Annotated in this window: 12 protein-coding genes; 9 read left to right on the top strand and 3 right to left on the bottom strand. The window is 68.3% G+C overall.

The window, feature by feature from the left end; genetic code table 11:
• The first annotated feature begins 127 nt into the window (after positions 1 to 127).
• On the top strand, positions 128 to 1,006 hold the full coding sequence (locus tag ACG83_RS36805; RefSeq protein WP_076825969.1) for a CoA ester lyase: 879 nt from the start codon (positions 128 to 130) through the stop codon (positions 1,004 to 1,006).
• A 212-nt stretch (positions 1,007 to 1,218) separates the two neighbouring features.
• Entirely contained in the window at positions 1,219 to 1,989 is a 771-nt protein-coding gene (locus ACG83_RS36800) for an SDR family NAD(P)-dependent oxidoreductase (protein WP_198955487.1), read from the top strand.
• A gap of 71 nt (positions 1,990 to 2,060) precedes the next feature.
• Here ACG83_RS36800 and ACG83_RS36795 read toward each other — a convergent pair whose 3' ends face one another.
• Positions 2,061 to 3,038, bottom strand: a complete 978-nt coding sequence (locus tag ACG83_RS36795; protein ID WP_054570857.1) for a TIGR03621 family F420-dependent LLM class oxidoreductase — start codon at positions 3,036 to 3,038, stop codon at positions 2,061 to 2,063.
• Positions 3,039 to 3,266: 228 nt separating this feature from the next.
• On the opposite strand from ACG83_RS36795, the gene ACG83_RS36790 reads away from it, so the two are divergent.
• The 5 genes from ACG83_RS36790 (at position 3,267) to ACG83_RS36770 (ending at position 7,907) form a co-directional block, all read left to right on the top strand.
• Positions 3,267 to 4,457: a CaiB/BaiF CoA-transferase family protein gene (locus ACG83_RS36790; RefSeq protein ID WP_054570856.1), complete on the top strand. Its 1,191-nt coding sequence runs from the start codon at positions 3,267 to 3,269 to the stop codon at positions 4,455 to 4,457.
• Positions 4,458 to 4,503: 46 nt separating this feature from the next.
• On the top strand, positions 4,504 to 5,799 hold the full coding sequence (locus ACG83_RS36785) for an aromatic ring-hydroxylating dioxygenase subunit alpha (RefSeq protein ID WP_054570998.1): 1,296 nt from the start codon (positions 4,504 to 4,506) through the stop codon (positions 5,797 to 5,799).
• A gap of 14 nt (positions 5,800 to 5,813) precedes the next feature.
• Positions 5,814 to 6,194 (top strand): hypothetical protein, encoded by a 381-nt coding sequence (locus ACG83_RS36780; RefSeq protein ID WP_054570855.1) that lies wholly within the window; start codon positions 5,814 to 5,816, stop codon positions 6,192 to 6,194.
• A gap of 14 nt (positions 6,195 to 6,208) precedes the next feature.
• Positions 6,209 to 7,042, top strand: a complete 834-nt coding sequence (locus tag ACG83_RS36775) for a TauD/TfdA family dioxygenase (RefSeq protein WP_054570854.1) — start codon at positions 6,209 to 6,211, stop codon at positions 7,040 to 7,042.
• Between the two features lie 112 nt (positions 7,043 to 7,154).
• Positions 7,155 to 7,907 (top strand): SDR family NAD(P)-dependent oxidoreductase, encoded by a 753-nt coding sequence (locus ACG83_RS36770; RefSeq protein WP_054570853.1) that lies wholly within the window; start codon positions 7,155 to 7,157, stop codon positions 7,905 to 7,907.
• Positions 7,908 to 8,053: 146 nt separating this feature from the next.
• Here the strand turns inward: ACG83_RS36770 and ACG83_RS36765 are convergent, their stop codons facing one another.
• Together ACG83_RS36765 and ACG83_RS36760 are read right to left on the bottom strand one after the other, a co-directional pair.
• On the bottom strand, positions 8,054 to 9,259 hold the full coding sequence (locus ACG83_RS36765; RefSeq protein ID WP_369812944.1) for an amidohydrolase family protein: 1,206 nt from the start codon (positions 9,257 to 9,259) through the stop codon (positions 8,054 to 8,056).
• Between the two features lie 387 nt (positions 9,260 to 9,646).
• Positions 9,647 to 11,446 carry a protein kinase gene (locus ACG83_RS36760; protein WP_054570851.1) on the bottom strand — a complete coding sequence of 600 codons (1,800 nt, stop codon included), beginning with the start codon at positions 11,444 to 11,446 and terminating at the stop codon, positions 9,647 to 9,649.
• A gap of 394 nt (positions 11,447 to 11,840) precedes the next feature.
• Between ACG83_RS36760 and ACG83_RS36755 the strand changes: the two genes are divergently transcribed.
• Entirely contained in the window at positions 11,841 to 12,617 is a 777-nt protein-coding gene (locus ACG83_RS36755; protein WP_054570850.1) for an enoyl-CoA hydratase/isomerase family protein, read from the top strand.
• Positions 12,618 to 12,906: 289 nt separating this feature from the next.
• On the top strand, positions 12,907 to 13,887 hold the full coding sequence (locus tag ACG83_RS36750; protein ID WP_198955486.1) for a DNA-processing protein DprA: 981 nt from the start codon (positions 12,907 to 12,909) through the stop codon (positions 13,885 to 13,887).
• The last annotated feature ends 50 nt before the right edge of the window (positions 13,888 to 13,937 follow it).

Below are 13,937 nucleotides of genomic sequence, written 5' to 3'. Positions count from 1 at the left end.
GAATCCCGGCCGGAGCAGGAACAGGGAGGCAGTTTTGCCCGCACCAGACGTGCCCGAATCCCCGGCCTCGGCGGATCCGGCCACGGTGGCCACCGACGCCGGCCGGCCACGCGCCCGCCGGTCCGAGCTGGCCACTCCGGCCAGCAGCGCAAAAATGTGCGAGAAAGCCGCGGCCTCTAACGCCGACCTGGTTTTTCTCGACCTGGAGGACGCCTGCGCGCCAGCGGCGAAGGAGGCGGCCCGGGGCATCGCCGTAGCCGCGCTCACGGGTCTGGAGTGGGGGCGGACCGTTCGCGCCGTCAGGGTGAACGGCCTGGACACGCCCTGGTGCCATGACGACATCATCGAGATCGTCACCGGCGCACGCGAGGCGCTCGATGTGATCATCGTGCCCAAGGCCCGGTCCGCGCGGGATGTCTGGTGGGTCGACGTCCTGCTCACGCAGCTGGAGCACAAGCTCGGGCTCACCCGGCGGATCGCGCTGGAGGTCCTCATCGAGGAGGCTGAGGGCCTGGCGAACGCCGCCGAGATCGCCCGGGCCAGCACCCGCCTGGAAGCGATCATCTTCGGAGCGGGTGACCTCTCCGCCTCGTTGCGGGCCCGGGTGGACGGAAACTTCGATCCGGTAGGGGATTATCCGGGAGATTTCTGGCATTTCGCGCGGGTTCAGGTGCTTGCCGCGGCGCGCGGAGCGGGCATCGACGCGATCGACGCGCCCTACCCGGCGTACCAGGACATCGAGGGCTACCGGCGCTCCGCCACGCATGCGAGCCTGCTGGGGTTCGACGGAAAGTGGGCGATCCACCCCGCCCAGATCTCCGTTGCCAACGAGGTGTTCGCCCCGACCGCGCAGGAGGTCGCCGAGGCGCACGAGGCGGTGGCCGTCTACCGGGCGTCCGAGGCCGAAGGGGTCGGAGCGATCGGGCGCGACGGCCGCCTCGTCGACGCCGCGCACATGCGCCTCGCCGCGAACACGCTGTACAAGGCCTCCCTCGCCGGCGCCTGACCCGGCCTGACCACTGGCAGTGGTGACGGTTGGCGCCGGCCCCACCGCCAGTGGCGGGGCCGGCGCGCCGAAAATGCGCACGACGAAATCCCGCCAGCCGCAGCGATTCATCCTGCCGGCTTGACGGGGACTTTTCCTGAACGACCTACGAAGCTCTCATGATTACTATCTCCGCATCTTCACTCCGCACGCATTATGTGTAAACTGTCGGCATGGTCGAGCAGATTCCCGATTCTTTGGCAGTGCGCCGTCTCGACGGGAAGGTCGCGGTGGTGACCGGCGCCGGCTCCGGTATCGGCCGGGCCACTGCACTGCTTTTCGCACAGGCCGGCGCCAGGGTCGTCTGCGCGGATATCAGCGGCCGTGAGGACGCTACCGCCGCGGCCATTGGTGACGGTGCGGTCGCGGTGCGCGCCGACGTCTCCGTGGCCGCCGAAGCAAAGCACATGATCGATACCGCCGAGCGCGAGTTCGGCCGACTTGACGTGCTCTTCAACAACGCCGGCTTCGGTGGTCCACCCAAGCCGCTCGCCGAAATCGAGGAAGAGACCTTCGACATTCTGGTCGCGGTCAACCTCAAGGGTGTCTTCCTGGGCATGAAATACGGGATCGCCGCGATGCTGCGCCATGGCGGCGGCTCGGTCATCAACACGGCGTCAGCCGCCGGGCTCGTCGGGTGGAAGGGGAAGGCCGGATATTCCGCCGCGAAGGGCGGGGTCATCCAGCTCACCAAGTCCGCCGCCCTGGACTACGCCGAGAGCAACATCAGGGTCAACGCCATCTGCCCCGGCATGACCTGGACCGGCCTCGCCAACGCCTCCGATGACTCCGCGCCGCCCGACGGCAGCAAGCTCCCCCAGCCGATGCGGCGCTGGGGCCGGCCACAGGAACTGGCCGCGGCCGCACTGTTCCTCGCCAGCGACGAGGCGTCGTTCATCACCGGTACGGCGATCCCGGTCGACGGCGGTTACGTCGCCCGCTGACCTCGCCCGGGTGGCCGCTCGCTCCGTGCGGCCACCCGGACCACCGGTGCCGCGCCCCGCGGCGGTCACCGTCACCTGCCGGTCAGCCGCTCGACGACGGAGGCGAAGCTTTCGATCTCCGACTGCTGGATGCTGACGTAGTTCACCCCGAACGCCTCGCGGCGTTCCTGCAGCCGCTCGACGATCTCGTCGGAGGACCCCACCAGCACGTTCGGATGCCGCATCAGGCCGCCCGCGTCCACCTTCATCGTGGCCGCGACCCGGCCGACGGCCTCCACTGCCTCCTCGGCGTCCTTGGTCACCCGGGTGAAGAACGGCGAGCTCTCGATGTCGAGGCCACCGAAGCGCTCCCCGGCGGCGTCCCGCACGTAGCCGACCCGGCGCACCGCCTCCTCGGCGGGCGTCAGGCCGTCTGAGTTCACCGGGACGAACGGCACGTTGGAGATGCTGACGATGTCGGCCACCTGCCCGGCGAGGGAGAGCACCCGCCGGCGGCCGCCGCCGACCATGATCGGTGGGTGCGGGCGCTGCACCGGTCGCGGCAGCCCCACGTAGCCGGAGACGTTGACGAACTCGCCCTTCTCATCGATGTCCTCTCCGGACCAGTGCGCCTTGAACAAGGAGATCGCCTCGGCGAGCTTGCTGATCCGGCGTCCCGGCGCGTCGAAGGCCACGCCCATGGCCTGGTACTCGGGCTCGCTCCAGCCAGCACCGATACCGAACTCGAGACGCCCGTCGGAGAGCAGGTCGATCGTCGCCGCCTCCTTCGCGAGGACGGCGGGCACGTGGTAGTCGACGCAGAAGACCCGACAGCCCACGCGCAGCGTCGTCGTCACCGCGGCCGCGGTGGCCATGGCCGCGATGGGAGCGAGGTACTGCGGTGGCCACCTGGCCTCCCGCTGCGCCGGCCCCGGGCCCAGGTAGTGGTCGGCGAGAAACAGGGTGGAGAACCCGAGGTCTTCGACCCGGCGGGCCAGGTCACGCCACTCGGTCGCCGACTTCGCCTTCGTGGCCTGGACCGCGAAGCGGAAGGGTCGCTCGTTCGTCACGGCCGGAGAATAACATGCGCGTCCGACTATAGGACGACCTCACATCTCGTGGTAGCGTCGTTTCCGGTCAGCTAGATCGTCGTTCTCATCCACCTTCCGAGAGGACGGGCCCATGGTCAAGGGGTCAGGGGCAGGTGCCGCCGCCCAGTGGATCGTGGGACGAGAACTCCCGGCTGAGCTGGGAATCGGCGCACTGTCCAACCGCGGGCACACCGGGAGCTGAGCAGCATGCACGCACTGCAGGGCGTCAGAGTTCTCGATCTGGGCACCTACCTCGCCGGGCCGTTCTGCGCGACGGTGCTGGGCGAGTTCGGCGCCGACGTCATCAAGGTCGAGCGCCCCGGCACCGGTGACAACCTGCGCCGGTTCGGCACCGACACGGACTGCGGCGACACCCTGGTCTGGCTCAGCGAGAGCCGCAACAAGCAGTCGGTCACCCTCAACCTCGCCGACCCGCGCGGCCTCGAGATCCTCCGCGAGCTCATCGCGACGGTGGACGTGGTGATCGAGAACTTCCGGCCCGGTGTCATGGAGCGCTGGGGGCTCGGCCCGGAGCAGATCGCCGAGCTGAACCCACGGGCGGTGCTGCTGCGGGTCTCGGCCTACGGGCAGTCGGGGCCGAACCGGGACCTTCCCGGCTTCGCCCGGATCGCGCACGCCTTCTCCGGCCTCGCCTACCTCGCCGGCGAGCCGGACGGGCCCCCGGTGACCCCCGGCTCCACCTCCCTCGCCGACTACATGACCGGGCTGTACGGGGTCATCGGTGTGCTGATGGCGCTGCGGGCACGGGAGAGCACCGGGAAGGGCCAGGTGGTGGACCTGGCCCTGTACGAGTCGGTCTTCCGCGCGCTCGACGAGATCGCGCCGGCCTACCAGCAGCTCGGCTTCGTCCGGCAACGGATGGGCGCTGACACCGTGAACGTCCTGCCGCACAGCCACTACCGGACCAAGGACGATCGCTGGATCGCGATCGCCTGCTCCAACGACGACATGTTCGCCCGGCTGGCCCGGGCCATGGAGCGCCCGGAGCTGGCCGACGCCGACCAGCTCGGCCCGAAGGCGAACCGGCTCGCCGCCCGCGGCCTGGTCAACTCCCTGGTGGGCGAATGGGTCGGCTCGCTGCCCTGCGACGAGGTGCTGGCCCGCTGCCGCCAGGCCCAGGTCCCGGCCGGGCAGCTCTACTCCATCGCCGACATCTTCGACGACCCGCAGTACCGGCACCGGCAGACCATCACCGTCGAGGAGTCCCGAATCGGACCACTCGCCGTGCCCGGTGTCATTCCCGCGCTCTCCGACACCCCGGGCGAGATCCGCTGGCTCGGGCCCGAGCTCGGGGCGCACACCGACGCCGTACTCACCGAACTGCTGCAACGGCGCCCGGAGGAGATCACCCAGCTGCGCGCCGACGGGGTGATCTGAGCCAGCGAAGTGCACGAAATCGATTCCGTGAAAGGGGATGAAGCCGATGGCCATCCAGGAACGGCTGGCGACCGGTCGTGGGAAGTACACGCCGGGTTACCCGGATCTCGACACCGGTCCGGTCGACTACGAGGACTCGATCTCCGAGGAGTTCTTCCAGGCCGAGCGGGAGGCGATCTTCAAGCGGACCTGGCTGAAGGTCGGCCGGGTGGAGCAGCTGCCCCGCAACGGCACGTTCTTCACCCGCGAGCTGGTCGGCCTCGGCTCCATCGTGATCACCCGGCACACCGACGGGCAGGTGTACGCGCTGCACAACATCTGCGCGCACCGCGGGAACAAGGTCGTCTGGCAGGAGCACCCGGGTAACGAGACCCAGGGCACCGCCCGGCAGTTCGCCTGCAAGTACCACGGCTGGCGCTACGGCCTCGACGGCAAGTGCACCTACGTCACCAAGCGCAACGAGTTCTTCGAGTCGCTGCCCGACGACCAGCTCGCCATGCCGCCGCTGCGCTGCGAGGTCTTCGCCGGGTTCATCTTCGTGAACTTCAGCGCCGACGCCCCGCCGCTGCGCGAGTTCCTCGGCGAGAAGCTCGTCTCCGAGCTGGAGAGCTGGCCGTTCGAGAAGTTCACCAACCACTGGTCCTTCCGGACCAAGGTCAAGGGCAACTGGAAGATCGGCATCGACGCGCTGCTGGAGTGGTACCACCCCGCCTACGTCCACGGCCGGTTCCTGAACACCAACGTGGCCGAGGCGGAGAAGCTCGTCCCGCCGATGGACTCCTACCACTACGACCTGTTCACCCCGCACATGCTGACCTCGGTGCCCGGCCCGCCCGTCCTGAAGAAGAAGGACGGCTCGGTCGGCCCCGCCGCCCGCGACATGAACTGGGCCTACCGGCTGTTCCGCGCCGGTCTGTTCGGCCCGGACGACGTCCGCGAGGACCTCGGCCACCTGGCCGGCAACCGCAACCCGGGCGGGATCCGCGCCTGGAGCAACGACCAGTACTGGCTGTTCCCGAACCTGTCGATCCAGCTCTGGGGCCGCGGCTACTACATCACCTACCAGTACATCCCGGAGACGGTCGGCACCCACGCCTACGAGGTCGACATCTACTTCCCCGAGCCGAAGACCGCCTCCGAGCGGCTCGCGCAGGAGCTCGTCGTCGACAGCACCGTCGAGTTCGCGATGCAGGACACGAACACGGTGGAGGCGACCTGGTCGCAGCTCAACAACCGGGCGCTGCAGACCTTCCACCTGTCCGACATGGAGCTGATGATCCGCCAGTTCCACAAGGTCGTCCGGGACGCCGTCGCGGCGCACCAGGCCGGCAGCGAGAAGTAGAGGGGCCCGCCGCCATGACCACCACCGTGGACGAATCCGGCACCGCAACCGGGAACGCGGCCGGGGACGTCTCGCTGCCGGAGCGGTTCAACGCCCTGGAGCCCTGGGTCGCCGACTGGGCGCTGGCCACCCGGGAGGAGCGCTACCAGAAGCGGCTCTCCAAGACCATCGACGAGCTGCAGGCGTTCTACGACGCGGTCGCCCCGCTCGCCGAGGACGCGATCGCGTACCTCGACACCCGCGACGTGCACGCGCTGTCCGACCAGGACACCCGCCTGCTGCACCTGCTCTACTCGATGATCATGACGTCCTACCCGGTCAACATCTTCAAGCAGCCGCGGATCCCGGACTCGGGCGCCGCGTACTTCGACACCGCCGTCGAACCGGCCCTCTGAGAAGGCGAACCGCGATGGGCGTCACCACAAGGAAGATCACCCCGAACACGGGGACGGAGTTCAGCGGGCTGACGGGCACCCAGCTCGTCGACAAGGGCGTCGCCGCGGACGCCCTCGCGGCCCTGGAGGACAGCGGCGTCGTCGTCTTCCGGGAGGCCGACATCGACGACGAGAGCCTGGTCGCCTTCGGCCGGCTGCTCGGAAACGTCCTGCCGCTGCCGATGGGCGGCCATCAGCTCAAGGAGATCCAGCGGATCACCCGCGACGCGTCGCAGAGCAAACTGGCGGCGTACCGCGAGGCCACGTTCTACTGGCACATCGACGGAACCACCGGCGAGGTGCCGGACAAGGCCACCCTGCTCACGGCACGCCAGATCTCGGGGAGCACGGAGGGCGACACCGAGTTCGCCAACACCTACGCCGCGTACGAGGCCCTGCCCGACGAGGAGAAGGCGCGGCTGGAGGGTGTGCGTGCCCTGCACAGCTTCACCGCCTCCCAGCTCGTGGCCAACCCCGACCCCTCGCCCGAGGAACGGGCGGCCTGGGACCGCAACCCGACCCGGGAGCAGCCGGTGGTGTGGACCCGCCGCAACGGGCGTAAGTCGCTGCTGGTCGGGTCGACGGCGGGCGAGGTCGTCGGCCTGCCCGCGGACGAGAGCCGGGCGCTGCTCGACCGCCTGCTGGACTGGGCGACCCAGCCGCAGTTCGTCCTCCGGCACCGCTGGACCCAGGGCGATCTGGTGATCTGGGACAACACCGGGATGCTGCACCGAGCCCTGCCCTACGGACCGACGTCCTCCAGACTGATGCACCGTGCATCACTGGCCGGCGAGGAGCCCGTCGCGTAATGCTGTTCGCATGGTGCGAGAGCGCGTCAACCGCCTGGTGGTTCACTCGCTCTCGCACCCTCGAGGGATCACAGCGACGTAGCAACCAGCTACCACAGGGAGGTTCGGCACAGTGACCGAACGACGCACGGCAGTCGTCACCGGGGGTGGCTCGGGCATCGGGCGCGCCATCAGCCTCCGGCTGGCCGAGGACGGCTTCGCGACCGCCGTACTCGACCTCAACGAGGAGGCCGCCCAGGTCGTGGCCGAGGAGGCCCGCCAGAAGGGCGGCGAGGCCACCGCGTTCGCTGTCGACGTCTCCGACCGCGCGAAGGTCGACGCCGCGCTCGAAAAGGTGCGGAACACCTACGGCCCCATCCTGGTCCTCGTCAACAACGCCGGGATCACCGGTTTCAAGGAGTTCCTGAAGATCACCGATCCGGTCTGGGACCGGATCATCGCGGTGAACCTCAGCGGGCCGCTCTACTGCACCCAGAACGCCGTGCCGGACATGATCGAGGCGGGCTGGGGGCGGATCGTCAACATCTCGTCGTCCAGCGCCCAGTCCGGGCAGCAGTACATGGTGCACTACGTGTCGACCAAGGCCGGCCTGATCGGTATGACCAAGTCGCTCGCCCTCGAGCTCGGGCCGAAGGGGATCACCGTCAACACGATCCCGCCGGGCTTCGTCGACACCCCGATGCTGCGGGCGTCCGAGGAGCGCGGCCTGCTCGGCGGAAGCGTCGACAAGCACGCCGACCTCACCCCCGTCCGGCGCCCCGGCAAGCCCGAGGACATCGCCGCGGCCGCGTCCTTCCTCATCTCCGAGGAGGCCGGCTACATCACCGGGCAGGTCATCGGCGTCAACGGCGGCCGCAACACCTGAGCGAACCGCCGTCAGCACCAGAGCCGGCACCGCGGTCAGCACCGCGGCCCGGCGCCGCGGTCAAGCACCGCCGCGGTCGGCACTGCGGTCAGCACCGCGGCCCGGCGCCGCACTCACCGATGCGGCGCCGGGCCCGGCCGGGCTCGTCAGGCCGGCACGCCGACGCCCATGAGCTGGGCGAGGTTGCCACCCATGATCTTGCGGACGAGCTCCTCGGGCAGGTGGGACAGCTCGTCGATGTAGCTCACCGGGTTGGCGAGGCCCTCCGGGTGCGGATAGTCCGAGCCGAACAGGACGTTGTCCTCGCCCAGCAGCTGCGCGAGCTCGCCGAGGTCATCCTCCCAGAACGGGCTCACGTAGATGTTCCGCTTCACGACCTCGACCGGGTTCTCCAGGAAGTCCTGCGGCATCTTCTTGTAGAGCGCCTTCATCGCGGTGAGCAGCGGGGCGACCCAGCTCATCCCGTTCTCGATGACCGCGACCTTGAGGCCCGGGAAGCGGGAGAGCGCACCGTGGCAGACCAGCGCCGAGACCGCGTCCTCGATCGGCCGCCAGGACTGCAGCATGCGGAACGTGTTCGGCTGGAAGGGCAGCATCTCGGTGCTCGAACCCATCCACTCGCTCTGGTACCGCGAGTAGCCGCTGTCGGACGAGTGCATCGCGACCAGGATTCCGGACTCCTGGACCCGCTCCCAGAACGGGTCGAACTCCGGCAGGCCGAACGAGCGCGGGCCGCGCAGGCCGGGGACCGGCGCCGGCCGGATGAGAACGGCGCGCGCGCCGCGCTCCAGCACCCACTCCAGCTCCTCGATCGCCCTGTCCACGATCGGCAGGGTGATCACCGGAGTGGTGAAGATGCGGTCCAGGCCCTCGTAGTTGAACTGCCAGGTCTCGTACAGCCACTCGTTCAGGGAGTGGATGACGGCGTGCACCAGATCCGGGTCGTCGCGCATGCGCTCCTCGATGAGGCTCGCCAGCGTCGGGAACATCAGGGTGCGCTCGATCCCCTGCTCGTCGAGCAGCTGGAGCCGAGAGGCCGGCTCTCGCCAGGCGTCGATGCACTTGACCGGCTTGCCGAAAATCTCCCGCCGGGACAGCCCGCCGGGGTTTCCCTTCCGGTAGTAGTCCTCCTGCGCACCGGGCCGGGCCACGACGTCGAAGGTCGGGTTCGGGATGTACTCACTGACCTGGCCACGAACCATGATCTTCGTGCGGCCACGGACCTCGACATAGTCGACCGCACCCTTGTACCGGTCGGGCAGGAATTTCGTCAACGCCTCACGCGTCTCGTAGAGGTGATTATCGGCGTCGAACACCGGAATATCTGAGCGGGCCACGCGGCGCCCTCCCATGGGTAGTCGGTCCGTAGACGTGGGTAGTCGGTCGCGGAGATTGGCCGGGGCAGGCCGAAGACGGTCGGCGCAGGCCGACCGTTCGCGATAAACACCCATATCCTGACTACACGGCGAGGCCGCCACGCGCCAGCGGTCGGCACCGCGCCGCGCCCCGGCGGCACGGGCACCGCAGCACGGGCACGACGAAGTGCAGACCCGATGCCCGCCGGACCTCCTGCCCTCTCGCCTCGGTCGAGCGAGGCGGAGGCGCACCGCCACCCGGAAGCTCGGTCCCGCGCGTGCCGCGTGCCAAGCCGAGCCCCCGTCCGCAGCCAACGGCCCATGACTCCCGGCTCCGATGACCTGACGGTTCAGGTGACGTGACGGTTCAGGTGACGTGACGGTTCAGCTGGGAACCTCGTCCGCGGAGCCGACCACCTTCGCCTCCCCAAAAACCACCCGCGAGTCATACCTGGAGTACCCCTCACCGGAGTCTCCGTCGGTATGAGTGATCTCGAGACGGAGTCGCAGGATTCCCCTTACATCGATGTCGATCGGGATGGATTCACCGAGCCGGATCGTATGATCGGCCAGCCGTTGGTTGTCTCCGTAGATACTGACCTGGTACACCGCGGTGCTACGAGCGTCATCCGCAAGCCCGACGACCGCCTGGAATTTCTGGAAATGACGCCCGAGATCGTAGTCGACCTTCCCGACGCGGTAGTTTGCGGCATACTTGTCACCCACGGCCCGGATGAGAATGCTACGCGTCCGCTGCTGGCCGTTCACCGCCACGGCGCCGGTCTCCACCGCTCCGGCGCTCTCCAGCGCCGTGAACTCGGAAAGGTAACGATCGACGCCCTGGGAAGCGGGATCTGCACTCTTCTCCGGCGACGGGCTGCTGCCACGAGTCGCCGTGGGCTCGCTGGAAGACGTGGGTTCGCTGGAGAACGTGGACTCGTTGGCGCTCACGGTCTGGGGCGTCAGGCCGTCACCGGTGGCCCCCTTGTCTGGCGAGTCGTTGTTCAGCGCCGTGAACACGACTGCCAGGAGGAGCGCTGCCGCGCACAGACCACCGACCGCCCAGGCCAGCTGTTTCCCACGCGGAGACCCGGCGGATGGAGATCCAGCAGTTGGGGGCGCCGACGGCGGGCCCCACGGCGACGAAGCCGGCGGAATGGGGCCGGTTGGAACGTGGCCGACGGTGCCGCCCGATGGCAGCGGTGGTGGAGGCGGTGGGGTGAGGCTGTACTGGGTGAGATCCGCGACCACGGTGGCCGGTAGCCAGCCCTCACCGATACGCAGCCGCTCGTCGGTGGAGGCCTCCCGACACAGGTCGATCAGCACTGCCGGGGTGGGCCGGCGCGCCGGATCCTTGTCCACACAGGCTTCCAGGAGCCCGCGGATCTGGTCCGGGCAGCGATCCCAGGCCGGCGGGTGTTTCTCGATGCGGTTGAAGACCGCGGCATCGGCCCCGAACGGCAGCTCGCCGGTGACCGCGTAGTAGGCGGTGGAACCCAGGGCGAAAATGTCCACGGCCGGGCCGAGGGCTGCTCCCTGGACCTGTTCCGGAGACATGAAGGCAGGTGTACCGACCCGTACCCCGGTCTGTGTGATCGCACCCGAGGAGGACTCGGTCGCCCGGGAAATGCCGAAGTCGATGACGCGGGGGCCGTCCGCGGCCAGGATGACATTCCCCGGCTTGAGGTCACGGTGAATGATTTCGGCCGCATGAATCGATTGCAATGCCTCGGCCACACCGGCGATCAGAACAAGGACGGTCTCCACCGGCAACGCGCCCTGGCGCCCGACCGTCACAGCCAGCGAAGGCGCCGCAACGTAGGCCGTGGCCAGCCAGGGCTGTGGGGCTTCAGGGTCCGCGTCGATGACGGGGGCGGTGTAGAGGCCCTGCACCCGCTGCGCAATAGCGACTTCTGTCCTGAATCGGCGCCGGAACTCCGGATCGGCAGCGAACTCCGGCCGGGCCACCTTGAGCGCCACCGGCCGCCCGCCAGGGGTGTAGGAAAGAAATACCGCCCCCATCCCACCCTCGCCGATCCGTGCCCGGATCAGGTATCCGCCGACCACCCGGGGATCCTGTGGGGCCAGCGGCGAGAAAACGGTGCCTGGCGCGGACTCCGGCCTGCCTGGCTCACCCATGGGCGCACCCGATGGCGTATTGATCATCGTCTCCCCGTAGTGCATGCGTCCCGATACCGAGGAAAATACAATATGCAGGTCGAACGGGATCTTAACAGTCGTCCAGGACACGGGAGCCGATGCCTGGACAACACAGTCGAGGCTATCCGGGCCACCTGGCGAGAAATTCGTATCCGTCCAGGTCAGCCGGCATTCGACCGTCACAACGGGGCACCCCGGCCGCAGCCGGGCGACACCGAGAGCAACCAACATCATTCTCGGAGAGCAGAAGTTGATTCGCAGTCAATGAGAATGTAGTTTGCAAGCGTTGGGGACGAGAAGATACGGTTCCGGATCGTCACGGTGACGCCGCGACGTCCGGTGGGCATCGTCGGGGGCCACGCACCGGGGCCGGCCACCGACACCATCGCAACCCGGACCAGCGGATTGGACGTATGACGTGTACGACATGCCGGAGGAGATCGAAGTCCGCGCCGACGGGTCGCTGCGGATCATCACTCTGAACCGACCCGACGAGCTCAACGCCGTCAACGACGCCCTGCACACCGGGCTCGCGAAGCTCTGGCCACAGCTGAACGAGGACCGCGAGGTCCGGGCCGCCGTGCTCACCGGCAGCGGCCGGGCCTTCTCCGCGGGCGGCGACTTCACCTACCTCAACGAGCTGTTCCAGGACCGGGAGCTGCGCGCCAAGTCGATCGCGCACGGCCGTGACATCGTCCTCAACATGGTGCGGTGCCGGGTCCCCGTCGTCGCCGCGGTGAACGGCCCCGCGGTCGGCCTCGGATGCAGCCTGGTCGCCCTCAGCGACATCGTCTACATCGGCGAGAAGGCCTTCCTCGCCGACCCGCACATCCAGGTCGGGCTGGTGGCCGCCGACGGCGGCCCGCTCACCTGGCCGCTGAACACCAGCCTGCACCTGGCCAAGGAGTACGCCTTCACCGGCGCGCGCATCTCGGCCGAGCGTGCCATCCAGATGGGGCTGGCCAACCACATCGCCGCCGACCCGCTGGCCGAGGCGCTGGCCTGCGCGAAGCGCATCGCCGAGCTGCCGCGGCAGGCGGTGGAGGCCACCAAGCGTCTGCTCAACATCCACCAGGAACGTGCCGTGCTCGCCAGCCTCGACTACGCGAACACCGCCGAGGAGCAGTCCTTCCAGACCGACGACTTCGCCGCCATCGTCGCGAGGCTCTCCGCCAAGAACGCCGCCAAGGGCTGACCGGGGCGCTGGCGGCCCCGGCCAGGTCGACGCCGGAGCCGCCAGCAGCCGGCCACCCGTGACGGAATCATGACCAGGGAGAATTCAGGGAGGGTTACTAGTACTTTTGTACTAGTAACGGCATGCGGATAACGACACGCCCCACCGGGGGACAACCAGGTGGCGGTAAGGCATCCACACCACAGCAACCTCGGTGAATCCGCAAGCCAGCAGCTCACCACCGAGGCGCAACTCGCCTCACGTTGGCCCTGATAGGCCATGCGTACTTCGATACGGTGCGCTAGCTTGCTTGAGAAGCTTCGACACGGACCACAAACTGGGGACGATCGCCATGATCAGCGATGAGCAGATACGTCTGCTCACGCTGTGCCGCATTGACGGCGTCGGTTGGCACCTGATCGCCCGCGAGGCGCAACGCCCCGGCGGCCTGGACCGCCTGTACGCAGGCGAGTTCACCGAGGCCACCCGCGACGCGGCCAGATCGCTGCCGAACCTCCGCGCTGGCCTGGACAAGGTCGACTCGCTCATGGCTCAGACCCGCGAGGCCGCGGACCAGGCGGCCGCGGTCGGCGCGACACTCCACACAGTCGTCGATGACTCGTACCCGATGAACCTCCGTCTCGTCTTCAATCTGCCGCCTTTTCTGTTCGTCCGCGGCTCACTGCTCGCCGAGGACATCCGAAGCGTTGCGGTCGTCGGGACGAGAGAAGCGTCACGCGATGGAATGTTCCGGGCCTCAAGAATGGCCCGACTGCTGGTCGAGAACGATGTCACCGTGGTTTCCGGGATGGCACTCGGCATTGATACCGCCGCACATACTGCAACCCTGGAAGCCAGCGGACGAACTATTGCCGTCGTCGGGACCGGGATTCTTCGATCCTACCCCAGACAGAACTCCCAGCTTTGCGAGACGATCGCCGAGCACGGGGCGGTCGTCTCGCAGTTCTGGCCGGACTCCCCACCGACAAAGTTCGGATTCCCGCGTCGGAACGTCACGATGTCAGGCATCACGCAGGGCACTGTTGTGATCGAGGCGTCGAGTACCTCCGGAGCAAAGATGCAGGCGCGCTTTGCTCTGGAGCATGGAAAGCGTGTGTTCCTGTTGCGTAGTCTGGTAGATTCCCACGAGTGGGCACGTGGCTACGTGGAGAATCGAGGCGCACGGGTCGTGGACACTGTGGATGACGTGCTTGAGGGGCTCCTGCCGATCGACCGCATACAGGCCGCGGACGAGCGGCGTGAGCAGTTGGCCATAGAGTTCTCCTCCTGACCGTCACCGCCTGCGATGGCGACGCCCAGCGGTATCGGGCTGCCGACTCC

Source organism: Frankia sp. R43, assembly GCF_001306465.1.
Classification (GTDB): Bacteria; Actinomycetota; Actinomycetes; order Frankiales; family Frankiaceae; genus Parafrankia; species Parafrankia irregularis.
This window is presented reverse-complemented; position numbering and strand designations above follow the sequence as displayed.

Bases quoted from the DNA above. Each gene is read 5' to 3' on its own strand.
- ACG83_RS36780 (WP_054570855.1), top strand. From the start codon at position 5,814: ATGACCACCACCGTGGACGAATCCGGCACCGCAACCGGGAACGCGGCC.
- ACG83_RS36760 (WP_054570851.1), bottom strand. From the start codon at position 11,446: ATGCACTACGGGGAGACGATGATCAATACGCCATCGGGTGCGCCCATG.
- ACG83_RS36790 (WP_054570856.1), top strand. From the start codon at position 3,267: ATGCACGCACTGCAGGGCGTCAGAGTTCTCGATCTGGGCACCTACCTC.
- ACG83_RS36800 (WP_198955487.1), top strand. From the start codon at position 1,219: ATGGTCGAGCAGATTCCCGATTCTTTGGCAGTGCGCCGTCTCGACGGG.
- ACG83_RS36785 (WP_054570998.1), top strand. From the start codon at position 4,504: ATGGCCATCCAGGAACGGCTGGCGACCGGTCGTGGGAAGTACACGCCG.
- ACG83_RS36765 (WP_369812944.1), bottom strand. From the start codon at position 9,259: ATGGGAGGGCGCCGCGTGGCCCGCTCAGATATTCCGGTGTTCGACGCC.
- ACG83_RS36775 (WP_054570854.1), top strand. From the start codon at position 6,209: ATGGGCGTCACCACAAGGAAGATCACCCCGAACACGGGGACGGAGTTC.